The sequence below is a fragment of the Pseudomonas sp. OVF7 genome (assembly GCF_030644265.1).
In the GTDB taxonomy this organism is placed as follows: Bacteria; Pseudomonadota; Gammaproteobacteria; order Pseudomonadales; family Pseudomonadaceae; genus Aquipseudomonas; species Aquipseudomonas gorinensis.
The window spans coordinates 169,203-193,509 of the sequence record NZ_CP128996.1 but is presented as its reverse complement, the minus strand read 5'-3'; the positions used below and the strand labels follow the sequence as shown (position 1 = coordinate 193,509).

General features: G+C 59.2%; 19 protein-coding genes. 11 read left to right on the top strand and 8 right to left on the bottom strand.

Going from position 1 to position 24,307, the window contains the following annotated elements; genetic code table 11:
- Positions 1-66: 66 nt before the first annotated feature.
- The 6 genes from QU606_RS00825 to QU606_RS00800 all read left to right on the top strand — a co-directional run bounded on the left by QU606_RS00825 (position 67) and on the right by QU606_RS00800 (position 12,680).
- Positions 67-2,007 (top strand): type VI secretion system Vgr family protein, encoded by a 1,941-nt coding sequence (locus tag QU606_RS00825; RefSeq protein ID WP_024078137.1) that lies wholly within the window; start codon positions 67-69, stop codon positions 2,005-2,007.
- Between the two features lie 15 nt (positions 2,008-2,022).
- On the top strand, positions 2,023-2,457 hold the full coding sequence (locus QU606_RS00820; protein ID WP_024078138.1) for a DcrB-related protein: 435 nt from the start codon (positions 2,023-2,025) through the stop codon (positions 2,455-2,457).
- Between the two features lie 12 nt (positions 2,458-2,469).
- Positions 2,470-6,924: an RHS repeat-associated core domain-containing protein gene (locus QU606_RS00815; protein WP_304998031.1), complete on the top strand. Its 4,455-nt coding sequence runs from the start codon at positions 2,470-2,472 to the stop codon at positions 6,922-6,924.
- Positions 6,925-6,940: 16 nt separating this feature from the next.
- Positions 6,941-7,540 carry a hypothetical protein gene (locus tag QU606_RS00810; protein WP_024078140.1) on the top strand — a complete coding sequence of 200 codons (600 nt, stop codon included), beginning with the start codon at positions 6,941-6,943 and terminating at the stop codon, positions 7,538-7,540.
- A 152-nt stretch (positions 7,541-7,692) separates the two neighbouring features.
- A complete protein-coding gene (locus tag QU606_RS00805; RefSeq protein ID WP_024078141.1) occupies positions 7,693-12,129 on the top strand; it encodes an RHS repeat-associated core domain-containing protein in 4,437 nt (1,478 codons plus the stop codon).
- 20 nt (positions 12,130-12,149) lie between these two features.
- The gene (locus QU606_RS00800) at positions 12,150-12,680 is read left to right on the top strand and encodes a hypothetical protein (RefSeq protein WP_024078142.1); all 531 of its coding nucleotides are present in this window, start codon (positions 12,150-12,152) and stop codon (positions 12,678-12,680) included.
- 127 nt (positions 12,681-12,807) lie between these two features.
- Here the strand turns inward: QU606_RS00800 and QU606_RS00795 are convergent, their stop codons facing one another.
- The 3 genes from QU606_RS00795 to QU606_RS00785 form a co-directional block, all read right to left on the bottom strand.
- Positions 12,808-13,083 carry an HU family DNA-binding protein gene (locus QU606_RS00795; protein ID WP_003176958.1) on the bottom strand — a complete coding sequence of 92 codons (276 nt, stop codon included), beginning with the start codon at positions 13,081-13,083 and terminating at the stop codon, positions 12,808-12,810.
- A gap of 191 nt (positions 13,084-13,274) precedes the next feature.
- Positions 13,275-14,423 (bottom strand): NAD(P)/FAD-dependent oxidoreductase, encoded by a 1,149-nt coding sequence (locus QU606_RS00790; protein WP_168233070.1) that lies wholly within the window; start codon positions 14,421-14,423, stop codon positions 13,275-13,277.
- Between the two features lie 36 nt (positions 14,424-14,459).
- On the bottom strand, positions 14,460-14,627 hold the full coding sequence (locus tag QU606_RS00785) for a rubredoxin (RefSeq protein WP_003213373.1): 168 nt from the start codon (positions 14,625-14,627) through the stop codon (positions 14,460-14,462).
- A gap of 197 nt (positions 14,628-14,824) precedes the next feature.
- On the opposite strand from QU606_RS00785, the gene QU606_RS00780 reads away from it, so the two are divergent.
- Positions 14,825-15,388 (top strand): chorismate lyase, encoded by a 564-nt coding sequence (locus tag QU606_RS00780; RefSeq protein ID WP_304998030.1) that lies wholly within the window; start codon positions 14,825-14,827, stop codon positions 15,386-15,388.
- Positions 15,388-16,278: a 4-hydroxybenzoate octaprenyltransferase gene (ubiA, locus tag QU606_RS00775; RefSeq protein ID WP_024078145.1), complete on the top strand. Its 891-nt coding sequence runs from the start codon at positions 15,388-15,390 to the stop codon at positions 16,276-16,278. Before QU606_RS00780 ends, ubiA begins: the two co-directional genes overlap by 1 nt.
- Positions 16,279-16,397: 119 nt before the next feature.
- Here the strand turns inward: ubiA and QU606_RS00770 are convergent, their stop codons facing one another.
- Positions 16,398-16,778, bottom strand: a complete 381-nt coding sequence (locus QU606_RS00770) for a hypothetical protein (RefSeq protein ID WP_024078146.1) — start codon at positions 16,776-16,778, stop codon at positions 16,398-16,400.
- A 154-nt stretch (positions 16,779-16,932) separates the two neighbouring features.
- Here QU606_RS00770 and phoB point away from each other — a divergent pair, with 154 nt between their 5' ends.
- The 3 genes from phoB to QU606_RS00755 all read left to right on the top strand — a co-directional run bounded on the left by phoB (position 16,933) and on the right by QU606_RS00755 (position 20,605).
- Complete coding sequence (phoB, locus tag QU606_RS00765) at positions 16,933-17,622, top strand: phosphate regulon transcriptional regulator PhoB (RefSeq protein WP_003176964.1); 690 nt, start codon at positions 16,933-16,935, stop codon at positions 17,620-17,622.
- Positions 17,623-17,716: 94 nt separating this feature from the next.
- On the top strand, positions 17,717-19,003 hold the full coding sequence (phoR, locus tag QU606_RS00760; RefSeq protein ID WP_219730516.1) for a phosphate regulon sensor histidine kinase PhoR: 1,287 nt from the start codon (positions 17,717-17,719) through the stop codon (positions 19,001-19,003).
- A 261-nt stretch (positions 19,004-19,264) separates the two neighbouring features.
- Positions 19,265-20,605, top strand: coding sequence for a hemolysin family protein (locus QU606_RS00755; protein WP_024078148.1), 1,341 nt, complete (start codon positions 19,265-19,267; stop codon positions 20,603-20,605).
- 30 nt (positions 20,606-20,635) lie between these two features.
- On the opposite strand, the gene QU606_RS00750 is transcribed toward QU606_RS00755, so the two are convergent.
- The 4 genes from QU606_RS00750 to pstB all read right to left on the bottom strand — a co-directional run bounded on the left by QU606_RS00750 (position 20,636) and on the right by pstB (position 24,229).
- Positions 20,636-21,298 carry a M23 family metallopeptidase gene (locus QU606_RS00750; protein ID WP_024078149.1) on the bottom strand — a complete coding sequence of 221 codons (663 nt, stop codon included), beginning with the start codon at positions 21,296-21,298 and terminating at the stop codon, positions 20,636-20,638.
- Positions 21,299-21,486: 188 nt separating this feature from the next.
- Positions 21,487-22,395, bottom strand: a complete 909-nt coding sequence (locus tag QU606_RS00745; RefSeq protein WP_069077344.1) for a response regulator — start codon at positions 22,393-22,395, stop codon at positions 21,487-21,489.
- A gap of 168 nt (positions 22,396-22,563) precedes the next feature.
- Positions 22,564-23,325: a phosphate signaling complex protein PhoU gene (gene phoU / locus QU606_RS00740; RefSeq protein ID WP_024078151.1), complete on the bottom strand. Its 762-nt coding sequence runs from the start codon at positions 23,323-23,325 to the stop codon at positions 22,564-22,566.
- A gap of 70 nt (positions 23,326-23,395) precedes the next feature.
- On the bottom strand, positions 23,396-24,229 hold the full coding sequence (pstB, locus tag QU606_RS00735; RefSeq protein ID WP_024078152.1) for a phosphate ABC transporter ATP-binding protein PstB: 834 nt from the start codon (positions 24,227-24,229) through the stop codon (positions 23,396-23,398).
- Positions 24,230-24,307: the final 78 nt, after the last annotated feature.

Genomic DNA, 24,307 nt, shown 5'->3' with positions numbered 1-24,307 from the left:
ACTGCTATCGGGGGCAAGCCCCCTCCCACATTTGGACTGGGTTCCTTCAGTTATTAGGGTACTTCGATGCTATTCAACCAAGCCTCACGCCTGGCCAAGATCACCAGCCCCCTCGGGCCGGATGTGCTGCTGCTCAATGAAATGGGCGGCGGCGAAGAGCTGGGGCGCCTGTTCACCTACGAGCTGCAACTGACGTCCCTGGACGCCAACATCGACCTCAACCAGTTGCTCGGCAAGCCGATGAGCGTGGGCCTGCAACTGGCGGACGGTGGCGAACGGCATTTCCACGGCATCGTCGCGCAGTGCAGCCAGAGCATCGACCAGGGCCAGTTCGCCAGCTACCAGGTGACGCTGCGCCCATGGCTGTGGCTGCTCAGCCGTACGTCCGATTGCCGGATTTTCCAGAACCTGAGCATCCCGCAGATCATCAAGCAGGTGTTCCGTGACCTGGGCTTTTCCGACTTCGAAGACGCCCTGAGCCGGCCGTATCGCGAGTGGGAATACTGCGTGCAGTACCGCGAGACCAGTTTCGATTTCGTCAGCCGCCTGATGGAACAGGAAGGCATCTACTACTTCTTCCGCCATGAGCAGGACCGCCATGTGCTGGTGCTGGCCGATGCCTATGGCGCCCACACCACGGTGCCGGGCTACGCGTCGATCCCCTACTACCCCAAGGACGAGCAGCAACGCGAACGCGACCACATGCACAACTGGCACCTGGCGCAGCAAGTGCAGCCGGGCTCGCTGGAGCTCAACGACTACGACTTCCAGCGCCCCAGCGCGAGCATCGACGTGCGCTCGGCCATGCCACGCCCGCACACCGCGGGCGACTACCCGCTGTACGACTACCCCGGCACCTACGTGCAAAGCGCAGACGGCGAACACTACGCACGTACCCGCATCGAAGCCCTGCAAACCCTGCATGAGCAGATCGAGTTCAGCGGCAATGCCCGCGGCCTGGGCTCCGGCCACCTGTTCAGCCTCACCGGCTTCAGCCGCCAGGACCAGAACCGCGAATACCTGATCGTCGGCTGCCGTTACTACATCGTCCAGGAAAGCCTGGAAAGCGGCGGCGGTTCAGGCGCGGCGCAGTTCGAAAGCAGCCTGACCTGCATCGACGCCCAGCAAAGCTTCCGCCCACTGGCGAGCACCCACCGCCCGATCGTCAAAGGCCCGCAGACCGCGCTGGTGGTGGGCCCCAAAGGCGAAGAAATCTGGACCGACCAGTACGGCCGCGTGAAGGTGCACTTCTACTGGGACCGTCACGACCAATCCAACGAAAACAGCTCGTGCTGGATACGCGTCTCGCAATCCTGGGCCGGCAAGAACTGGGGCTCGATGCAGATTCCACGCATCGGCCAGGAAGTGATTGTGAGCTTTCTGGAAGGTGATCCCGACCGGCCGATCATCACCGGGCGGGTGTACAACGCGGAGCAGACGGTGCCCTACGACCTGCCGGAAAATGCGACCCAGAGCGGCATGAAGAGCCGCTCGAGCAAGGGCGGCACGCCGGCCAATTTCAATGAAATCCGCATGGAGGACAAGAAGGGATTGGAGCAGTTGTACATCCATGCCGAGCGTAACCAGGACATCGTCGTCGAAGTGGACGAAAGTCACTCGGTAGGGCATGACCGCAACAAGAGCATCGGGCACAACGAGACGGTGACCATCGGCAACAACCGCCTGCGCATCGTCAAGCAGGAAGACATCCTCTCGGTGGGCCAGAGGAAGACCGACAGCATCAGCCAGAGCTACGTCATCGAAGTCGGTGAAAACCTGCGCCTGGTCTGCGGTGAAAGCATCCTGGAGCTCAACGCCAGCGGGCAGATCAACCTGACTGGCGTGCAAATCAGTTTCTACGCCAGTGGCGATGCCGAGTTCAATACCGGCGGCGTGCTGCACCTGAACAACGGCGGCGGCCCCGGCGCCACGCCCGATGGCCAGGGCCAGAAAGGCGCCATCGACGCCAATATCAAAGCCGCGTTTCCCGCGCCTAAAAGCTCCTGACGAGACCTGTTTTCCATGACGTACCGAATCAACGAATTCCAGTTTCAACTGCCCGCCAGTGAGTTGCAGGACGCGACGATCAACATCCTCAAGTTCCCCGAACTGGGCACCTCCCTGATCGTCAGCCGCAGCCTGCTCGCCGAGGGCGAAACCCTGCACAGCAACTTCAACGACCAGCTCCAGCGCCTGGAAAAACAGGTGCAGGACTTGCGCTATCAACCGGGTGTGGATGTGCGCCTGGGCGCCGCGCAAGAGGTCGAAGGCATCGAGCTGCGCAGCCAGTTCAACAAGGGCAATGACAAGGTGTTCCAGTATCAGTTGGCCCTGGTGATACCGGGCACACGCAAGATGCTCGCGTTGAGTTATGTGAAGGCGGACAAGCTGGGTGATGCCGAGGCGGCGCATTGGGCATTGATCAAAAACTCGCTGTCGTTCGACGCGATTTCTTGATGAGCTACCTGCATGTCTGACGCGTTATGGGCGGCCCGGATGGGCGATGCGCTGTCCCACACCTCGATGATGGCTGACATCCTCGGCGGTGTGCTGGAGGTGGCGGCCAATATCGCAATCACCGCCGTGGCGACTGCTGCCGTGGTCGCGGCCACCGGTATTACCGTCGCCACCGGCGGGCTGGGGTGCTTCCTGCTGGGCGCGGTGGTGGGCACGATTGTCGGCCTGGCCATGAGCAAGACAGGGGCGGACAAAGGGCTCACGAATTTATGCGATAGCTTCAGCAACGCGCTGTTTCCGCCCACGGTGCAGGCCAACATTCTGACCGGCTCCACCGATACCCTGACCAACAGCATTCCTGCCGCCCGCGCCGCCGGGGCGATCAGCTCCCATGTAGCGCCGGCCGGTACCGAGCTGGAAGCCCCCCAGCCAGAGCCCGAAGCCAGTTACCTCGACATGGCCGAAAGCTTCTTCTCGCAGATGTGGCGGCCCACGGTTGCCACCCCGGCGCCGGGCGCCGTACCCAAGCCGCTGGATCTGGTCACCTGCATGAAGCATCCACCGATGCCACCGCAGTTTCTGGCCGAGGGCTCGGACAAGGTCACGATCAACGGCCAGCCGGCGGTGCGCAGCGGTGATCGCAGTACGTGCGATGCGACCGTGGTGTCGTCCGGGTTGATTTCATCCAACGTGACCATTGGTGGCGGCTCGGTGGTGGTGCGCGAGATTCGCAGCGGCAAGACGCCGGGTGTGGGGCTGGCGGTCACCGCGTTGTTGATGCTCAAGGGCGGCAAGGGCAAGTTCTTCAGCAAGCTGCCGTGCATGTTGATCGGCGGTGCGACCTCGATGGCCGTGAGCAGTGCGATGGGGGCGATGGCCAATGCGGCCATGGGCTCGTCGAACCCGGTGCATGCTGCCACCGGTGCCAAGGTGTTGGGCGGCGATAATGAGCTGGATTTCGTACTGCCGGGCATCCTGCCGATTGATTGGCAACGTTTCTACAACAGCCGCGACGAACGCACGGGCAGTTTGTTCGGCGCGGGCTGGAGCGTGCCGTATGAGGTGTGCGTCGAAATTCGTCCCCATCCCGAGGGCGGCGAAACGCTGGTCTACACCGATGAACAGGGTCGGCCTATCGACATGGGCAGTATTCCCCTGGGCGGCGCGGTGTTCAGCGCCGGTGAGGGGCTGGCCGTGCGCCGACACCTCAACGGGCAATTGCTGATAGAGAGCGATGACGGGCTGTATCGCTTGTTTGAACCCTCTGCCAACCCTTCATTGCTGCGCCTCAGCCAGCTCGGCGACCGCAACGACAACCGTATCCATGTCGATTATGACGAAGCCGGGCGACTGATTCGGCTGCGCGATACATTCGATCTGGTGCAAGTGGAGTTGATCCGCGATCAAGGCCACGTGATGCGGCTCGAACGTCTTTACCCCGATCAACGCCGCGACGTGCTCGTCAGTTACGGCTACGACGCTACTGGCAACCTGGCGGAGGTCCGCGATGCCACTGGCCAGGTGCAGCGGCGCTTCTGCTACGACAGTGGTCGGCGCATGGTGGAGCACCAGTTACCTACCGGTCTGCGCTGTTTCTACGAATGGGCCTTGGTTGAAGACGTGGAATGGCGCGTGGTCCGGCACTGGACCGACGAAGGCGACGCCTACCAGTTCGACTATGACTTGCAGGCCGGTATCACGCGCATTACCGACGGCTTGCAACGCGTCAGTACCCGCCACTGGAACACCCAGCACCAGATCGTTCGCTACTGCGACAACCTCGCGCAAACATGGCTGTTCGAGTGGAACGACGAGCGCCAATTGCTCAGCGCCACCGATCCGCTGGGCGGGCGCTTTGCATACAGCTACGACGACGCTGGCAACCTGATCGGCGAGACCGACCCGCTGGGCCGCAGCGAATCCACTACGTGGCTTGAGCATTGGGCTTTACCAGTATCTGGCACGGACAGCGAAGGCAACACCTGGCACTTACGTTATGACCAGCGAGGTAACTGCATTGCTGAAACGGACCCGCAGGGTCATGTTTCGCAGTATCGCTATGACGATCACGGGCAGTTGGTGGAGGTCATCGACGCAGCGGGAAAAAGCAAAAGGATGCGCTGGAACCCATTCGGCCAACTTATTGAGCATATTGACTGCTCAGGTTACCCGACCCGTTTCAAGTATGACGAAAGAGGCTATTTGCAGGCTGTCACCGATGCATTGGGTGAGCGCACAACGTTTGTTTACGATGCTCGGGGCCTGGTGCTGAGTACTCAGTTGCCTGATGGACGCATTGAACACTTTCAACGCGACACCAGCGGTCAACTGATCGCACATACCGACTTCTCCGGGCACTCTACCTACTATCAACGCAATCGCCAGGGACAGGTCAGTCAGCGGCTTGATGCGCACGGCCGCCAAGTCAACTTTGAATACGACCGCTATGGCCGCCTTAACACTCTGTGCAACGAAAACGGTGAGCGGTACCGTTTCTCCTGGGACGCCAACGACCGCGTGGCTGAGCAGCAGGACCTGGACGGTAGCGTGCGCCGCTATCATTACGACGCACTGAACAACATTAAGCGGATGGAATCTATTCCTGCCCCTCTGGGCAGCGGAATGGCATCAGTCCCTGTAACTCCCGAAGCATCCATCGTGCATTGCTTTGAGCGCGACGCTGTTGGCCGCCTGCGGGTCAAGATCACTGATGATGGACGAACGGAATACACCTACGACTCGCTGGATCAACTCAAGGCCGTCACATTTACCGACAATGCCGGCAGGCAACAAGCGATCAACTTTGACTACGACAGCGTTGGTCAACTGATCGAAGAGAAAAGCGCGACTGGCACCCTGCAACATAACTATGACGAGCTCGGCAACCTGAGTCAGACTCGCCTTCCCGACGGGCGCTGGCTCAACCGCTTGCACTACGGCAGTGGGCACCTCCATCAAATAAATCTCGACGGTCAGGTTATCAGCGACTTCGAGCGCGATCGCCTGCACCGCGAAGTACTGCGTACCCAAGGACATCTCAGCACGCGTCATCACTATGACCGTTGTGGGCGATTGCGCTCCCGTGAACGAGGTCAGATCACTCGAGCATCGGTACTTCCTGCTGCGGTACAAAAGCATTTCGAGTATGACCCCAGCGACAACCTGATTGGCAAGCTCGAGCAGACGCCGAGCGGCCAACGCAGGCAACTGCTGCACTACGACGCAACCGACCGGGTGGTCGCTAGCCAAGACAATCTCGTAGGCCAACGCGAAACCTATTCCTATGATGCAGCTGCGAACCTTCTGGATGCTCCGCAACCCGGTGCCGGGCTGGTACAGCACAACAAGGTCCTGACGTATCAGGACAAACGTTATCGTTACGACGGTTTCGGTCGAATGATCGAAAAACGCAGCGCAAATCGCGGCATCCAGCGCTTTGCCTATGACGCCGAACATCGCTTGATTGAGGTCCACAATGAGCACGGCGGGCAGCGGTCTGTCGTAAAAATGACCTACGACCCTATAGGACGAAGAACTGCCAAGGCGACCTACGACGGGAATGGCTATTTGTTGAGCGAGACCCGCTTTACTTGGGATGGACTGCGCCTGCTGCAAGAACACAAGCACGCCCAGACCAGCCTTTACATATACGGGGACGATAGTCACGAACCTCTCGCTCGCGTTGATGGCAGTGGCATCCAGCAGAAAGTTCGCTATTACCACAATGACCTAAACGGTCTGCCCGAACTGCTCTCGGAAGCTGAAGGTCAGACCGTCTGGCAAGCCAGCTATCGAATTTGGGGAAACACGGTTCAGGAAATTCGTGAACCCTACTACATCGAAGAACAAAACCTGAGGTTTCAGGGCCAGTACCTGGACCGTGAAACCGGCTTGCATCACAACACATTCCGTTTCTACGATCCGGATATCGGCCGCTTCACTACCCCCGACCCTATCGGCCTTGCAGGGGGGCTGAACCTTTACCTGTATTCGACAAATCCACTGACCTGGATCGACCCCTACGGCTTGAATCCTGAGGATTTGATACGTTACAAACCCAAGGCGTCCGTCACCCCGAAAGCGGGTGGCCGCGGTACGGCAATCAATAGGGCATGGGGCGAAGAACGGGATCTGGTTCTACGCGGTGGCGGCTCACGAAACTGGACGGATGAGGAACGCGAGCTGATCAAGAATACAAAGAGCAACGCTCGCCTGAACTCTAAGATGTCCAAAGCAGGCTACACCGGTCACCATATCAACAGCGTCGAAGGTAACGGTGCCTTGGGCAAGGCCTGGAAAGGTGACCCGAGGAACATTGTTTTCTTGCAAAACTCGAAACACCCAAGTGGTGTGGACGAACATTTGAACAGCCCTCAAGGGCACCGAAAGAATTATGCCAACTCAGGCAAAGGCCGATTGATCGACCGTCTTAGAACACCCGGCAGAAAAGCCGGCTGCGGTAAATAATCCATTGGAGAAGAACATGAGCGCCCTTGACAACGCATTTAAAGAGTTGCGCCGCGTCCACAAAAAATTCGATATCGAAGGAAGCTTCGAAAAAAGCAGCCATGCCAACGCAAAATGGCCGCAGACGTTACCGCGCTCGGCAGAAACCGACTATTTCTACGATAACTGTGAGCCAGTTGATGTTGAAGTTGAAACCGGTCTGACGCCGATCTGCTTCTTCAACTTGAGCGCTTTGGAAGACGGCCAAGTTGGCTATAAATGGGATGGCGATTCGAACAAGACCCAGGTAAACGGGAATTGGCCTGCCCAGTATCTGGTTTTCATGGATGATATTGGCGGCGGAAAACCGATTATCGCCGTTACGGACACTCCCGGGACTCCAGTGTGGGCGAGCTACGATGTCGTCGAGCCGTTCAAGATTGCCAACTCCCTGGCTGATTTCCTCTTGGCATTCGCCAAAACTATCGAAATTGTTCACGGAAAATTCGACATCTTTGACATTTACAACGATGACGACGAGCTTTCCCCCAAATTTGTAAAATTGCTGACGAAAGAGGTCAGCCCGTTGCTGGGCGAGGAGAACTTCGAACGTTTTTTCGATTACTTCTACGGCTAAGGCGGATTGTGCCAAAGACAACGTACGGCCTGTCGACTGCCTTGAGGATCCGCGCATGAGAACAGCATTGATGAGCATGCCTTAACCACACGATGGCAGCTGACTGACTATGGAAAGTCTCAATAGAATCGGCACATCCCTGAGCACCACGCATGTCTGACGCGTTATGGGCTGCCCGGATGGGCGATGCGCTGACCCACACCTCCATGATGGCCGACATTCTTGGCGGTGTGCTGGAGGTGGCGGCCAACGTGGCGATCACTGCTCTGGCGACTGCTGCGGTGGCGGCGGCGATTGGTGTGACGGTCGCTACTGCCGGCATTGGTGGCTGCATCCTCGGCGCGGTAGTCGGCATTGTCGTCGGCATGGCCATGAGCAAGACGGGGGCCGACAAGGGCCTCAGTAAAATGTGCGAGAGTTTCGCCAACGCGCTGTTTCCACCGGTGGTGGAAGCCACGATTGCGGTAGGCTCGGCCGACACTTTCGTCAATAGCATCCCCGCTGCGCGTGCGGCAGGCTCCATTCCCTCGCATGTGGCGCCCGCAGGCACGGAGCTTGAACTCCCGCCGCCGGAACCCGACACCGCGCCACAAGCCGAGCCCGGCTTCCTGGATATGGCCGAGGGCTTCTTCTCGCAGCTATGGCGGCCGACCGTCGCCACGCCCGCGCCTGGTGTCGTTCCAGCCCTCACCGATATGGTCCTGTGCGCCCGTCATCCGCCGATGCCCCCGCAACTTCTGGCGGAGGGTTCCGACAAAGTAACCATCAACGGCCAGCCCGCCGTGCGCAGTGGTGACCGCAGCATGTGCGACGCGACGGTAGTGTCCTCGGGCCTGATCTCGCCGAATGTCACGATTGGCGGCGGTACGGTGGTGGTACAGGAGATTCGCAGCGGGAAAACCCCAGGCGTTGGGTTGGCGATTGAAGTGCTGATGATGCTCAAGGGAGCGAAGGGCAAGACGCTGAGCGACCTGCCTTGCATGTTGCTTAGCGGAGTCACGTCCTATGCGGTCAGCCAGGCTATGGGGGCAGCGGCAAATGCAACGATGGGCTCGCCCAATCCGGTACATGCGGCGACGGGAGCAAAGGTGCTGGGCGGTAATACCGAAATGGATTTCGTACTGCCAGGGATACTGCCGATCACTTGGCAACGCTTTTATAACAGCCGGGATAAACGTCGCAACGGGATGTTTGGCGCAGGATGGAGCGTTTCGTATGAGGTCTGCATCGAAATCTTGCCTCACCCAGATGGTGGCGAAGACCTGGTCTACACCGACGAACAGGCACGACGCATCCATCTGGGGGCTATGCCGCTGGGTACTGCGATGTTCAGTGCCGGCGAGGGCTTGAGCATTCGACGTCACCGTAACGGGCAGGTGCTGATCGAGAGTGAAGACGGGCTGTACCGCCTGTTCGACAGCGCCCCTGGAGACTCGGCATTTCTGCGCCTGAGTCAATTGGGCGACCGCAATGACAACCGGATTTATCTTGATTATGACGAGCGAGGTCAACTGGTTCGGCTGCGAGATACCTTTGACTTGATACAGATTGAACTGACGCGCGAACGTAATCGTGTCTGTCAGATTGTCCGCGTGTACCCCGACCACCGGCGAGAACCCCTTGCCCTTTATAGCTTCGATGCAGCCGGTGATCTGGCGCACGTCAGCGATGCTACCGGCCAGACTCAAAGACGTTTCGCTTATGACAGCAGCCAGCGAATGGTCGAACACCAGTTGCCCACAGGGTTGCGTTGTTTCTATGAGTGGGCGTTGATTGACCAGATGGAGTGGAGGGTTATCCGGCATTGGACGGATGAAGGGGACGAGTACAGATTTGAATATGACCTGCAAGCGGGCATTACTCGGATCACCGACAGCCTGCAGCGTGTCAGCACCCGGTTGTGGAATAGCCAACATCAAATTGTCTCTTACACGGACAACTTGGGCCAGACGTGGTTGTTTGAGTGGAATGACGAGCGTCAGTTACTCAGTGCAACCGATCCGAAAGGGGGGCGATATGCGTTCAGCTATGACGATTCGGGAAACCTGATTGGCGAACACGACCCCTTGGGACGCAGTGACTCTACCGTGTGGCTGCCGCATTGGGCGCTGCCTCGATTTCAAATTGATGCGGCGGGCAATAGTTGGACGTATCAATACGACTCACGCGGAAACTGCATCCGAGAAACTGACCCATTGGGCTATAGCACGCAGTACCGTTATGACGCTCATGGGCAGATCGTAGAAATCATTGATGCCGCGGGCAAAAGCAAACGAATGCGCTGGAATCAATTCGGCCAGCTCATTGAGTACATTGACTGCTCGGGCTACCCGACACGGTTCAGCTATGACGAACGTGGCTTTTTGCAGACGATTACCGATGCGCTGGGAGAACGCTCCCATTTCAGTGTTGATGCCAAAGGACGGCTGCTAACCAGCCAATCACCCGACGGGCAGATGGACTATTTTCAGCGCAATGCAAACGGGCAATTGGTCAGCCACACCAACGCTGCCGGCCATACCACGCACTATCGACGCAACCGTCGCGGGCAGGTGTCACAGCGCACAGATGCCCACGGTCGTACGGTCGAGTTTGGCTACGATGCCTTCGGGAGGCTGCAGGCGCTGACCAATGAAAATGGCGAACGTTATCTGTTTACCTGGGACGCCGGTGACCGGCTTGAGAAACAGCAGGATCTCGACGGCAGTGCCAAGTACTACGCCTACGATACGCTGGATAACTTGGCCAGCGTGGAATCTGTGCCCGCACTTTATGGCACAGGGCTTTCAGTTGTACCGCCCACCAGGGCTAAACCTATTGTTCACCGGCTGGAGCGGGATGCAATCGGGCGCCTGACAGCTAAAGTTACCGACGATGGCCGGACCGAATACGTTTATGACGTACTCAACCAATTGCTCGCAGTGACGTTTACGGATCACCAAGGCAATTCGCAAGCGCTGGGCTTTTCGTATGATGCACTCGGCCAACTTCTGGAGGAGGCCAGCCCAGCTGGGAGTTTGCGCCATCATTACGATGAGTTGGGTAACCTGACACAAACCCAATTGCCCGACGGACGCTGGATAAATCGATTGTTCTACGGCAGTGGCCACCTCCATCAAATCAACTTAGACGGCGTCATCATCAGTGACTTTGAGCGCGACCGCTTGCATCGCGAAGTCATGCGTACCCAGGGGCAGATCAGTACTTACTTGGGGTATGACCGCAGTGGCAGGTTAAGGTCTCGTCAACGCAGATACACGCAACAGGCGTCGCTGTTGCCCAGTGCAGAGCAAAGCAACTTCGAATACGACCTCGCAAACAACCTGGCCTTAAAGCGAGATCAACACGCCAAGGGACAGCGCCACCAGCTTCTGCATTACGACGCTACGGGGCGGATTATTGCCAGCCAGGGCGATATCCAAGGACAAGCAGAAATATTCGCTTATGACGCGGCGGCAAATCTGCTGGATGGGTCGCAACAAGGAGCAGGCCTGGTCGTACACAACAAATTAATCACCTATCAAGACAAGCGCTTCCGTTACGACGGATTTGGCCGGGTGATCGAAAAAAGAAGCAGCCAACGCGGTCTACAGAGCTTCAGATACGACGCTGAGCATCGCCTGATTGAAGTTCGAAATCACGGTACTGCTGGGGACTCCGTGATTTGCATGAAGTATGACCCTTTGGGCAGGCGTCAGGAAAAATGTGAGTGGCGCAATGGGTTTCAGACAAACAAAACCACGTTCTTATGGGACGGTTTAAAACTACTCGAGGAGCAACATAACAGTCAGAAAAGCTTATACCTGTATGCCACCAGCGGATACGAGCCTTTGGCGCGTGTCGATGGCCGCGGTCACCAGCAAAAAATCAGGTATTACCATAACGACGTTAATGGATCGCCCCTACAACTGACTGAAGCGGACGGAAGCCCTGTCTGGGAGGCCACTTATAAAGTTTGGGGCAATACCCTCCAAGAAGTGCAAGAACCGTATTACATCGAAGGGCAAAACCTGAGATACCAAGGCCAGTACCTCGATAGAGAAACCGGTCTGCACTACAACACGTTCCGCTTTTACGACCCTGATGTAGGGCGGTTTACCACCCGGGACCCTATCGGGCTGGCAGGCGGACTCAATCTCTACCAGTACGCGCCCAATCCGATTGGCTGGATCGACCCGCTGGGATTAAGTTGCTCCCTCAGTGCCAAGGCTCGAAAAATACATGACGTGGCGAGAGATCCGTTCGCCAAACGGAATTCAACCGTCGCCATCGCGGAGGTCACGATCAATGGAAAAACTACACATTACGTGGCTGGCAGCGGCGGCACACTCTCCCCTGCACAAAGAAAACTCGCCGCTGAAATGGGTATACCACCTGAAAACATATTGTCAGGCACGAAGGTACGAAGCAGTAACGCGGACCCGACACAGGCGAAACTGGAAAACCATGCTGAACGGGTTATCATCAGAAACCTGCCAGAAGGTGCAAAAGTCGAAAAATGGGGCGTGTCGTGGGGTGGTAAACAAACCAACGCATCCTGTTCAAATTGCCAGCCTCATGTGGATGCTTCCGGCGGCATTTTCGATTAAAAACTTACAGGACAATCATGATGTTTAATATCGTCGACGAGATAGACAACTATCAGGCCTTCATTCAGAACAGCCTTAAAAATTTGTCCGATAAGCAAACTATTTTTTTATCGGCCTGGTGTGTCAATGGCTTATTCAGCTTGCCAAATACCCTGACTGTTATTCAGCAAAAACTGGGTATCAGCGACAGCAAAGAAACTATTGTTGATTCTATTCTTCAAGGCAACATCTCGTCCTATCAGCACAAACTTCAACACCTGCTGGACACAATGGATGAGTATGCTGCCAACTATGAGGAACCCGAGGCACACGAAACCTATTCGTTGGCGGGTTTCAATTCTGCACTTAACAGCGCAACCGACACGGAGAACCTTGCCTACGCCCTTGAGGTGATCATTAATCTGATTGATCACTACGCGCAAACAGAAGATGACCCCGTCTGGGAGCGTACGCTAAAGGAAGAATTCGACGCTCAGCACTCGATCATTAACGATCTGCTGAAAAACAGACCGGTCACTATCACCAGCCACCATGACTTTTTGATTAGTTAAGATAAAGATCAAAAAACAGGGGGTTGGCTGCCCCACCACACAATATCCGTCCACAAAAAATGGGCACCCGACCCAGTCGGCGTGCCCATTTTTCCTACCACCCCGCCCCCTGTCGAGACGGCACTGCTTACGCGTTGACGGTGTCTTTAAGCGATTTACCCGGCTTGAACGCAACGGTGTTGCTCGCCTTGATTTTCACAGGCTCACCGGTTTGCGGGTTTTTGCCGGTGCGGGCGCCACGGTGGCGTTGCAGGAAGGTGCCGAAACCAACCAGGGTGACGCTGTCCTTGCGGTGCAGGGCGCCGGTGATTTCTTCGAGAACGGCGTTGAGGACGCGGTTGGCCTGTTCTTTGGTGAGATCCGCTTTTTCAGCGATGGCGGCTGCGAGTTCTGGTTTACGCATAAATGAAGCCTCTTTGACGGTTTTTTGTTGTTATGTCCGTGCTGCTCGTCTGTGGAGCAGCGCCCAAAGCGCCGCAGGCTCTACTCTGCGGCAGACGGGAGTGAGGATGGCATGCCCTCGTACGCCGCGCCAGTCTCGCGGCGACCTTTCTAGGGTAAAAAATGTGCTTATTCCGACAGAACGACCGGTATTTACGCCAGCAACGGCGGAAGTTCTTTGTTGAGGGCAAGTTTTTCCATCACGGCGTTGCCGGTCAGCGCATAACCCAGCAGGCGGCCGCTGGCGTCGCGGCACAGGGCCTTGATGTCGGCGCCCTGGCCTTCGACGCTCCAGACCCCTTCGGTGCCCCGTGGCGGTGGCGAAACCACCAGCGGGCAGACCGGGGTCTTCACGGTGACGGGCATCGGGCCGTAACTGACGGCGGTGGCGTTACCGGCCAGGGTCTGGGCCAGGGCGCGGGCACAGGTCATCAGGGGCATGACGTAGAGCAGGTTCAAGCCGTCGACTTCGGCGCAGTCGCCCAGAGCGTAGATATTGGCGTGGGAAGTCTTGAGGTGGCGATCCACCATGATCCCGCGGTTGGTTTGCAGGCCGGCGGCAGCCGCCAAGTCGATGCGCGGGCGCAGGCCGATGGCTGACACCACCAGGTCACAGGCGACCACCTCGCCGTCGGACAAGTGGGCTTCAAGCCCATCCGCCGTGCGTTGCAGGCGATTGAGCACCGGGCCCAGGTGGAAACGCGCCCCCAGGCCTTCCAGCCCCGCCTGCACTGCCGCTGCAGCCGCGGGGTGCAACAGGGTCGGCATGACTTGCTCGCAGGGCGCGACCAGGTCGATTTCATAGCCGCCGAGGATCAGGTCATTGGCGAATTCGCAGCCGATCAGGCCCGCGCCCAGCAGCAGTACGCGGCGCTTGCCGGCGGCCGCAGTGCGAAAGCGTGCGTAATCTTCAAGGTCGTTGATGGGGAAAATCAGCTCGGATGCATCGCCTTCCACCGGCACCCGCACGGTTTCTGCGCCCCAGGCCAGGACCAGGTCGCGATAGGCCACGGCTTCCTCGCCAATCCACAGGCGCTTGTGACCCGGGTCGATGCCAGTGATGCGTGTGTGGGTGCGCACTTCAGCCTTGAGTTGCTCGGCCATCGCGCCCGGTTCAGCCATGCTCAGGCCATCGGCGTCCTTGTTCTTGCCAAAGCCGGTGGAGAGCATGGGCTTGGAGTAGGAGCGCCCGTCATCCGCGGTGATCAGCAGCAATGGGGTCTCGCTGTCGAGCTTGCGAAACTCCCGGGCCACGTTGTAGCCGGCCAATCCTGTGCCGATGATCACGACAGGTGCGTTCATTCCTTTCTCCTTGTAGTACGGTTCTGAAACTGAAAATTAGCCGATTTCGATCATTTCGAAATCCATCTTGCCGACGCCGCAGTCCGGGCACAGCCAGTCTTCCGGGACGTCCTGCCACAGGGTGCCCGGAGCGATACCATCATCCGGCCAGCCGTCTTTTTCGTCATAGATCAGGCCGCAGACTACACATTGCCACTTCTTCATTTACTTGCTTCCTCAGGGTCCAGGCAGGTTGGCCGGCGGTCGATGGATCCAGCGTTGCCGCGCGGCTCAGGGCGTTTTGTACTGATCGGGGCCGGGAGATGCAAGCTCGATCGACGCAAGGCGCTGGCTCGGCCCGGCAAAAGGTCAGGACGCCATGGTAAGCTCGCCGCCTCTTTTGCTGCCAATACTGACTCACCGTGCCGCACTCAATCGCCCTTCCCGATGTTTGCCAATGGCTGACCCAGAGCCTTCTGATCCCTGCGCCCGCGCCCGTGACCCTCGACTGGCTGTTCGACGAAGGCTCGCTGACGCGCCGGCTGACGTGGCTGTCCAACGATGGCTTCAGCGTGACGCCGCTGTTCGAAGGCTGGCAGCCGCTGCGCGGTGATGAATGCGCGGCGCTGCACATGCCCCCGGCCAGTATCGGTTGGGTGCGCGAGGTGTATTTGCGCGGGCATGGCCAACCGTGGGTATTTGCCCGCAGTGTGGCGGCGCGCAGCGCATTGCAGGGCGACGGCTTGCATATGGACGAATTGGGCAGCCGCTCCCTGGGCGAATTGCTGTTTTGCGATCACGCGTTCACCCGCCAAGCCATCGAGGTGTGCCGTTACCCTCGCCAATGGCTGCCCACCACGGACCAGGCCGACGGGCTGTGGGCACGCCGCTCACGCTTTGATCGTGGGCCGCTGAGCGTGCTGGTGGCGGAAGTCTTCCTGCCGAGTTTCTGGCACGCGCTGCATGACCATCCGGAGAATTGCTGATGTATCAACGTCTGCTCAAATCCTTGAACCGCCTGAACCCCAGGGCCTGGGATTTCATTCAGTTGACCCGCATGGACAAGCCCATCGGCATCTACCTGTTGCTGTGGCCGACGCTGTGGGCGCTGTGGATCGCCGGCAAGGGCTCGCCGGCCCTCCTCAATATCGTGATTTTCGTATTGGGTGTGGTGCTGACCCGCGCCGGCGGTTGCGTGATCAACGACTGGGCCGACCGCAAGGTCGACGGCCATGTGAAGCGCACCGCGCAACGCCCGCTGGCCTGCGGCAAGATCAGTTCAAAAGAGGCCCTGGTGTTCTTTGCGGTACTGATGCTGATCAGCTTCCTGCTGGTACTGCTGACCAACGCCACAACCATCTGGTTGTCGCTGGGCGGCCTGGCACTGGCGGCCAGCTACCCGTTCATGAAGCGCTACACCTATTACCCCCAGGTGGTGTTGGGCGCGGCGTTTTCCTGGGGCATGCCGATGGCGTTCACCGCCGAAACCGGCCACCTGCCCGCCACCGCCTGGCTGCTGTATATAGCCAACCTGCTGTGGACGGTGGGCTACGACACCTATTACGCAATGACCGACCGCGATGACGACCTGAAGATCGGCGTCAAATCCACGGCCATTCTGTTCGGCGATGCTGACCGGGTGATCATCCTGACCCTGCAAGGCCTGGCGCTGCTGTGCCTGTTGCTGGCCGGCGCAAGGTTTGAACTGGGGGGCTGGTTCCACCTGGGGTTGCTGGCGGCGGCAGGCTGCTTTGCCTGGGAGTTCTGGTACACCCGCGACAGGGACCGGATGAAATGCTTCAAGGCGTTTTTGCACAACCACTGGGCCGGGTTGGCGATTTTTGTCGGGATTGTGGCGGATTACGCGTTTCGCTGAGGTGTTTGCAGTGTCTGGTCGGGCCTCATCGGGGGCAAGCCCCCTCCCACGTTTGAATGTATTCACACATCAAAAGGTGGGAGCGGGCCTACCCGCGATGTTTTAGCCACGAAGCAGGATCAGGGCTTGGCGACTTTCCAGGCCCCGTCCATTTTGCCGTCGCCGGTCATGTCACCGGCCTTTTTGTCCATGACGAAGGTATAGAGGGGCTTGCCGCTGTAGGCCCATTGGCTCTTTTGATCGTCTCGGGTGATGACGGTCCACTTGCCCATGGGCTTGTCGGTGGATTCGGCCATCAACGGCGGCCAGTTGGCAGCGCACTTGTCGTTACACATGGACTTGCCATCGGCATCCTTGGCGAAGGTATAGAGCGTCATGCCTTTGTGATCCACCAACACCCCATCTTTCGTCATCGCCGGCTCTGCGGCAAACGCCAGGGTCGGCAGCGTCAACGCCACCGTTACCAGCAAGGCTTTCCAGGAAAAAGTACTGTAAGTCATCGGAACCTTCCTTTTGTGGTTGTCAGGATTCGGACTCAAAGCGTAGTCCACACGGGCGGGAATTGCCCAAGCGGCTAAATTACTGTCACACGACTGCAATAATTCCGTTATCTAATGCGGCGCAAGACAGTTAAATGACAAGAGGATTTTAGGCATGGTTGGCAGGAGCATTCTGATCGTTGACGACGAAGCGCCCATTCGCGAGATGATCGCCGTTGCGTTGGAAATGGCCGGCTATGACTGCCTGGAGGCGGAAAACTCCCAGCAGGCCCATGCCATCATCGTCGACCGCAAGCCGGACCTGATCCTGCTGGACTGGATGCTGCCGGGCACCTCCGGTATCGAACTGGCCCGCCGCCTCAAGCGTGATGAGCTGACCGGGGATATCCCGATCATCATGCTCACCGCCAAGGGCGAAGAAGACAACAAGATCCAGGGCCTGGAAGTCGGCGCCGACGACTACATCACCAAGCCATTTTCCCCACGGGAGCTGGTCGCTCGTCTGAAAGCGGTACTGCGCCGTGCCGGTCCTACCGATGGCGAAGCACCGATCGAAGTGGGCGGCCTGCTGCTGGACCCGATCAGCCACCGCGTGACCATCGACGGCAAGCCTGCCGAGATGGGCCCGACCGAATACCGCCTGCTGCAATTTTTCATGACCCACCAGGAGCGCGCCTACACCCGTGGCCAATTGCTGGACCAGGTGTGGGGCGGCAACGTGTATGTGGAAGAGCGCACCGTGGACGTGCACATCCGTCGCCTGCGCAAAGCCTTGGGCGACGCTTACGAGAATCTGGTACAAACCGTGCGCGGCACCGGCTATCGGTTTTCCACCAAGGGCTGAGCCAGCCACTTCCTGATTTAAGAGCCTGACTTAACAGCTGACAAGGACGCATGTTCAAGTGAATCAAAACTGGCATGGCACCCTGATCCGCCACATGCTTCTGTTGATCACCGGCTGCCTGCTGGTGGGCCTGGTCAGCGGTCAATACGGCTGGAGCCTGGCTGTTGGCATCGGCCTGTACCTGGGCTGGACGCTCAAGCAATTGCTGCGCCTGCATGAATGGTTGCGCCAGCACAAACCCGATGAAGCACCACCCGACGGCTACGGCCTGTGGGGCGAGGTGTTCGACAGCATCTACCACCTGCAACGCCGCGACCAACGCGTCCGCGGGCGCCTGCAAGCGGTGATCGACCGGGTACAGGAGTCCACCGCCGCGCTCAAGGACGCGGTGATCATGCTCGACAGCGATGGCAACCTGGAATGGTGGAACCGCGCCGCCGAGACCCTGCTGGGCCTCAAGACGCCCCAGGACAGCGGCCAGCCGGTGACCAACCTGGTGCGTCACCCGCGCTTCAAGGAGTACTTCGAACAAGAGAACTACGAAGAAGCCCTGGAAATCCCCTCGCCCACCAACGACCGCGTGCGCATCCAGCTGTACCTGACGCGCTACGGCAACAACGAACACCTGATGCTGGTGCGTGACGTGACACGCATCCACCAGTTGGAGCAGATGCGCAAGGACTTCGTCGCCAACGTCTCCCACGAACTGCGTACCCCATTGACCGTGATCTGCGGCTACCTGGAGACGCTGCTGGACAATGTCGACGAGATCAACCCGCGCTGGAGCCGCGCCCTGCAACAGATGCAGCAACAGGGCTCGCGCATGCAAACCCTGCTCAACGACTTGCTGTTGCTGGCCAAGCTGGAGGCCACCGATTACCCGTCGGACAACCAGCCGGTCGCGGTGCAGAGCCTGTTGCAGACCATCAAGAACGACGCCCAGGCCCTGTCCGGCCAACGCGGGCAACAGATCACCCTGGAAGCCGACCCGTCGATCCTGCTCAAAGGCAGCGAAGGCGAATTGCGCAGCGCGTTTTCCAACCTGGTGTTCAATGCGGTGAAATACACCCAGGACAAGGGCAATATCCGCATCCGCTGGTGGGCCGATGAACACGGCGCCCACCTGAGCGTGCAGGACTCCGGCATCGGCATCGATGCCAAGCACCTGCCGCGCCTCACCGAACGGTTCTACCGTGTCGATTCCAGCCGCAACTCCAACACCGGCGGCACCGGCCTCGGCCTGGCCATCGTCAAGCATGTGCTGCTGCGCCATCGCGCGCGGCTGGAGATCAGCAGCGTGCTGGGGCATGGCAGTACGTTCACCTGCCATTTTCCGCCGACTCAGGTGGCGCGCTCGCGAGCCCTCAGCCCCGACGAATAAACCCAATACTGTGGGAGGGGGCTTGCCCCCGATATAGGTGGCAGGGTGTCATGCAGCACATTCATATCTGACCCGCCGCCATCGGGGGCAAGCCACCTCCCACAGTGGATCGGTGTTGTCTTAGAGAGTGCATTCCATACCCCACCTGGCAGCAACCACTAGGCAAGCGCCCCATCAGCCGCTACATTGGCCCACTTGTGTCTGCCTTTCAGGCCCTCCTGTCACCCCTAATTGAACACACGGAACCCGCAAAACCCCATCATGGACCCTTCCCCTGGTATCACCCTCGCCACACTCTTCGCCGACTTCGGCATGATTCTTTTTGCACTGGTCCTGGTACTGCTCAACGGATTTTTCGTTGCAGCGGAGTTCGCCATGGTCAAATTGCGCTCCACCCGGGTCGAGGCCATCGCCCATACCAACGGCTGGCGCGGACAGATCCTGCGCACCGTGCACAGCCAGCTCGACGCCTACCTGTCGGCCTGCCAGCTGGGTATCACCCTCGCCTCCCTGGGCCTGGGCTGGGTCGGTGAGCCGGCCTTTGCGCATATCCTCGAACCGCTGCTGGGCGCCGTGGGCGTCGAATCGCCGGAAGTGATCAAGGGTGTGTCGTTCTTTGCCGCGTTCTTTGTGATTTCCTACCTGCACATCGTGGTCGGTGAACTGGCGCCCAAGTCCTGGGCGATCCGCAAACCCGAGTTGCTGTCGCTATGGACCGCCGTGCCGCTGTACCTGTTCTACTGGGCCATGTACCCGGCGATCTACCTGCTCAACGCCAGCGCCAACGCCATCCTGCGCATCGCCGGCCAAGGCGAACCCGGCCCGCACCACGAGCACCATTACAGCCGCGAAGAACTCAAGCTGATCCTGCACTCCAGCCGTGGCCAGGACCCCAGCGACCAGGGCATGCGCGTGCTGGCGTCGGCCGTGGAAATGGGCGAGCTGGAAGTGGTGGACTGGGCCAACTCCCGGGAAGACCTGGTGACCCTGGACTTCAACGCCCCGCTCAAGGAAATCCTCGCGCTGTTCCGTCGCCACAAATTCAGCCGTTACCCCGTGTATGACGCGGTGCGCAACGAGTTTGTCGGCCTTTTGCACATCAAGGACCTGCTGCTGGAACTGGCGGCCCTGGACCACCTCCCCGAGTCGTTCAACCTGGCCGAGCTGACCCGCCCGCTGGAACGTGTGTCGCGGCACATGCCGTTGTCACAGTTGCTGGAGCAGTTCCGCAAGGGCGGCGCGCATTTCGCCCTGGTGGAAGAAGCCGACGGCAAGGTCATCGGCTACCTGACCATGGAAGACGTGCTGGAAGTGCTGGTAGGCGATATTCAGGACGAACACCGCAAGGCCGAGCGCGGTATCCTCGCCTATCAGCCGGGCAAGCTGCTGGTACGGGGCGATACGCCGCTGTTCAAGGTGGAACGCCTGCTGGGCGTCGACCTGGACCACATCGAGGCTGAAACCTTGGCCGGGCTGGTCTACGACACCCTCAAGCGGGTGCCTGAAGAAGAAGAAGTGCTGGAGGTTGAGGGCTTGCGGATCATCATCAAGAAGATGAAAGGACCGAAGATCGTGCTGGCCAAGGTGTTACTGCTCGACTAACCGCAGGCGCGGGCTTGCCCGCTCCTGCCGTCAATTGCCCAATGCAAAATTGGGCAATGCGCCGACGGGCTGGTTGAATTCATACGGGATCGACACCAGCCCCGCCTCGGTGGGCCGCTGCACCACGAAGTGCAGATGCGGCCCGCTGCTGTTGCCGGTATTGCCCGATAACGCCAGCGGGCTCCCCACTGCCACGCGTTGCCCTACCCTCACACTGACCGACCCTCGCTTGAGATGCAGGTACACGCCCTCGGTGCCATCGTCGTGCCGCACCCGCACAAAATTCCCCGACGCATCATTGCCCCGCCCGGCCTGCTCGTTCTCGGTCTTCACCACCACACCGCTGCGGGCGGCAATAATCGGCGTGCCTTCAGGCATGGCAATGTCCATGGCGTAGCGGCTCTTGGCGTCGGTGTGGCTGAAACTGCCGTTGGGGCCCTGGGTCAGGCGGAAAGGACCGCCGCGCCAAGGCAAGGGGTAGCGGTAAGCTTGTTGTGGACGATCGGGCCTGGGCACGACAAGCATCGGTCGCTCAACCTTGCGCTCCCGGATCACGAACGCCTGGGCGCCAGGCGTATACCGGTCGCTGAAAAACACCAGGCCATTGGCATCGACGGATTTGTAGAGGGTCATGGCCTGGGTCGACACGGCGACCGTTGCAAGCCCGCAGCACAGCAAAAAGCGCATGAGCATGGTGTGAACCTGCCGGGATGACTGAGCGGCAGGTTAGCAAGGGATCATGACAACTTTGTACGCCACAATGGAGATCCAATGTGGGAGAGGGCTTGCCCCCGATAGCAGTCCTTCAGCCAAGTATTCGTTAGCTGACACACCGCTATCGGGGGCAAGCCCCCTCCCACATTTTTCAGTTGTCTCGAGGATCAGGCGCCCGGCACAAAATGCTTCTGCGCCGTGCCGCGCGCGATCAGGCGCGAGATGTAGTCAAGCTTCTGCGCATCCTGGTCGATGAACCGGAAGGTCAGTTGCAGCCAGTCGCTGTCGGGCTTGGGCTCGAACGCCACAATGGCGTGCAGGTAGCCGTTGAGGCGCGCGACTTCGGCGTTGTCGCCCTGCTCAAGGTCGAGTACCGCGCTTTCCAGTACCTGGGGCAGGACCTCACCGCGACGCACCACCAGCAGCGCCTCCTTGATGCTCAGCGCCTTGATCACACACTGCTGGGTGCCGCTGGACAGGCGCAATTGGCCCTGGCCACGACCACCTGCCGGTGCCCCTGCCGCTGGCGCCGCTTGCACGGGTGGGCTGTTGAGCAAGCCGCGGCTGGGTGCCACGGCCGCGACCGGAGCGGCCTTGACCGCTTCAGGTTTGCCGCCGGTCAGGGCGCTCAGCGAGTCGTTGCCGAAAGCCGAGTTCATCTTGGTCGGTGCGCTGGCGACTAAGGCGTCGAGACGGCCGATTTTGTGCAGGGCCTGCTTGACCTTGTTCAGCAACTGCTCGTTGGTGAACGGCTTGCTGACGTAGCCGGATACACCGGCCTGGATCGCCTGGACCACGTTTTCCTTGTCGCCACGGCTGGTCACCATCACGAATGGCATGGCCTTGAGGTGCGCCTGTTCGCGGCACCAGGTCAATAGCTCAAGCCCGGACATCTCCGGCATTTCCCAGTCGCACAGCACCAGATCGAAGGTTTCGCGCATCAGGATGGCCTGGGCCTTTTTACCGTTCACCGCATCTTCGATCTTGATGCCCGGGAAGTAGTTGCGCAGGCACTTCTTCACCAGGTCGCGAATAAACGAGGCGTCATCCACCACCAATACACTGACTTTACTCATCGACCCTTTATCCTATAAAAACCGCGGCACGCAGAACGCCTGACTAATGGCATTTTGCCAAAACTCTATCGTCACGTTCGGACTTTCTTTCGTCCGATCCGTAAAAAATTCAGCTGCCACGAACAAAAACGCCCGACCAAAGGCCGGGCGTTAATTTCTCGGGCAACCTTACTTATCGTCAGATTCGCCAGGAACATTAGGGATTTGATCGACTGAACCTTCAACTTCCGCTTTCATGCGCTTGAGGCCCATGTGCCGTACGTCGGTGCCGCGTACCAGATAGATCACCAGTTCCGAGATATTGCGCGCGTGGTCGCCGATCCGCTCCAGGGAGCGCAGCACCCAGATAATGCTCAAGACCCTTGAGATAGAGCGCGGGTCTTCCATCATGTAGGTCGCCAGCTCACGCAACGCCGTCTTGTACTCACGGTCGATGATCTTGTCGTACTGGGCCACCGACAATGCCAGCTCGGCATCGAAGCGGGCGAATGCGTCAAGCGCGTCGCGCACCATGTTGCGCACCTGGTCGCCGATATGGCGCACTTCCACGTAGCCGCGCGGGGCTTCGCCTTCTTCACACAGCTGGATGGCGCGACGGGCAATCTTGGTGGCTTCGTCGCCGATGCGCTCAAGATCGATCACCGACTTGGAAATGCTGATGATCAAACGCAAGTCGGACGCCGCCGGCTGGCGACGGGCAAGAATGCGCAGGCATTCTTCGTCGATGTTGCGTTCCATCTGGTTGATCTGGTCATCGATCTCACGCACTTGCTGGGCCAGGCCCGAGTCGGCCTCGATCAGCGCGGTGACCGCATCGTTGACTTGCTTCTCCACCAGCCCGCCCATCGCCAGGAGGTGGCTGCGCACTTCCTCAAGCTCGGCATTGAACTGCGCGGAGATGTGATGGGTAAGGCCTTCTTTGCTAATCATGTTGGCGTCCTTGGAGCGTCCGGTAAGGTGCGGAGAACCGCAGCGTCAGTGCAATGTGAACCACGGCTTCCTAGCCGTAGCGACCGGTGATGTAGTCTTCGGTCTGTTTTTTTGCCGGATTGGTGAACAGGGTATCGGTATCGCCGAACTCCACCAGCTTGCCCATGTACATGAACGCGGTGTAGTCGGAAACCCGCGCCGCCTGTTGCATGTTGTGGGTCACGATGACGATGGTGAACTTGGACTTGAGCTCGTAGATCAGTTCTTCCACTTTCAGCGTCGAGATCGGGTCGAGTGCCGAGCACGGTTCGTCGAGCAGCAGCACTTCCGGCTCCACGGCGATGGTGCGCGCAATCACCAGACGTTGCTGCTGGCCGCCGGACAGCCCCAGCGCTGACTCATGCAGGCGGTCCTTGACCTCATCCCACAGCGCCGCGCCCTTGAGTGCCCACTCCACGGCCTCATCAAGGATACGTTTCTTGTTGATGCCTTGGATGCGCAGGCCGTAGACCACATTTTCGTAGATGGTCTTGGGGAACGGGTTGGGCTTCTGGAACACCATGCCCACGCGACGACGCAACTCGGCCACGTCTTCGCCCTTGCGGTAGATGTTGGTGCCGTAGAGGTTGATCGCACCGTCCACGCGGCAACCGTCCACCAAGTCGTTCATGCGGTTGAACGTGCGCAGCAGGGTCGACTTGCCGCAGCCCGAGGGGCCGATAAAGGCGGTCACGCGCTGCTTGGGGATGTTCATGCTGACGTCGAACAACGCCTGCTTTTCACCGTAGTACAGGCTCAGGCCGGGCACTTCGATGGCCACGGTCTCCTGGGCCAGGCTCAGGCTCTGCTTGTCACGCCCCAGGGCAGACATGTTGATGCCGTGGGATTGGGTTTCGTGTTGCATGGGATGCTCCCTGTGCTACCAATTCGTTTCAGTGAGCCGCGGCGATTGGGCCTGCGGTTACATCATTCTTCTGTAGGA

What these genes read in the sequence shown, in the direction of transcription:
- phoR (WP_219730516.1), top strand. Translation starts at nt 17,717, where the DNA reads ATGCTTCTGTTGATCACCGGCTGCCTGCTGGTGGGCCTGGTCAGCGGT.
- QU606_RS00755 (WP_024078148.1), top strand. Translation starts at nt 19,265, where the DNA reads ATGGACCCTTCCCCTGGTATCACCCTCGCCACACTCTTCGCCGACTTC.
- QU606_RS00810 (WP_024078140.1), top strand. Translation starts at nt 6,941, where the DNA reads ATGAGCGCCCTTGACAACGCATTTAAAGAGTTGCGCCGCGTCCACAAA.
- QU606_RS00785 (WP_003213373.1), bottom strand. Translation starts at nt 14,627, where the DNA reads ATGAAGAAGTGGCAATGTGTAGTCTGCGGCCTGATCTATGACGAAAAA.
- QU606_RS00770 (WP_024078146.1), bottom strand. Translation starts at nt 16,778, where the DNA reads ATGACTTACAGTACTTTTTCCTGGAAAGCCTTGCTGGTAACGGTGGCG.
- ubiA (WP_024078145.1), top strand. Translation starts at nt 15,388, where the DNA reads ATGTATCAACGTCTGCTCAAATCCTTGAACCGCCTGAACCCCAGGGCC.
- pstB (WP_024078152.1), bottom strand. Translation starts at nt 24,229, where the DNA reads ATGCAACACGAAACCCAATCCCACGGCATCAACATGTCTGCCCTGGGG.
- QU606_RS00790 (WP_168233070.1), bottom strand. Translation starts at nt 14,423, where the DNA reads ATGAACGCACCTGTCGTGATCATCGGCACAGGATTGGCCGGCTACAAC.
- QU606_RS00750 (WP_024078149.1), bottom strand. Translation starts at nt 21,298, where the DNA reads ATGCTCATGCGCTTTTTGCTGTGCTGCGGGCTTGCAACGGTCGCCGTG.
- QU606_RS00820 (WP_024078138.1), top strand. Translation starts at nt 2,023, where the DNA reads ATGACGTACCGAATCAACGAATTCCAGTTTCAACTGCCCGCCAGTGAG.
- QU606_RS00800 (WP_024078142.1), top strand. Translation starts at nt 12,150, where the DNA reads ATGTTTAATATCGTCGACGAGATAGACAACTATCAGGCCTTCATTCAG.
- QU606_RS00805 (WP_024078141.1), top strand. Translation starts at nt 7,693, where the DNA reads ATGTCTGACGCGTTATGGGCTGCCCGGATGGGCGATGCGCTGACCCAC.
- QU606_RS00815 (WP_304998031.1), top strand. Translation starts at nt 2,470, where the DNA reads ATGTCTGACGCGTTATGGGCGGCCCGGATGGGCGATGCGCTGTCCCAC.
- QU606_RS00795 (WP_003176958.1), bottom strand. Translation starts at nt 13,083, where the DNA reads ATGCGTAAACCAGAACTCGCAGCCGCCATCGCTGAAAAAGCGGATCTC.
- QU606_RS00745 (WP_069077344.1), bottom strand. Translation starts at nt 22,395, where the DNA reads ATGAGTAAAGTCAGTGTATTGGTGGTGGATGACGCCTCGTTTATTCGC.
- phoU (WP_024078151.1), bottom strand. Translation starts at nt 23,325, where the DNA reads ATGATTAGCAAAGAAGGCCTTACCCATCACATCTCCGCGCAGTTCAAT.
- phoB (WP_003176964.1), top strand. Translation starts at nt 16,933, where the DNA reads ATGGTTGGCAGGAGCATTCTGATCGTTGACGACGAAGCGCCCATTCGC.
- QU606_RS00825 (WP_024078137.1), top strand. Translation starts at nt 67, where the DNA reads ATGCTATTCAACCAAGCCTCACGCCTGGCCAAGATCACCAGCCCCCTC.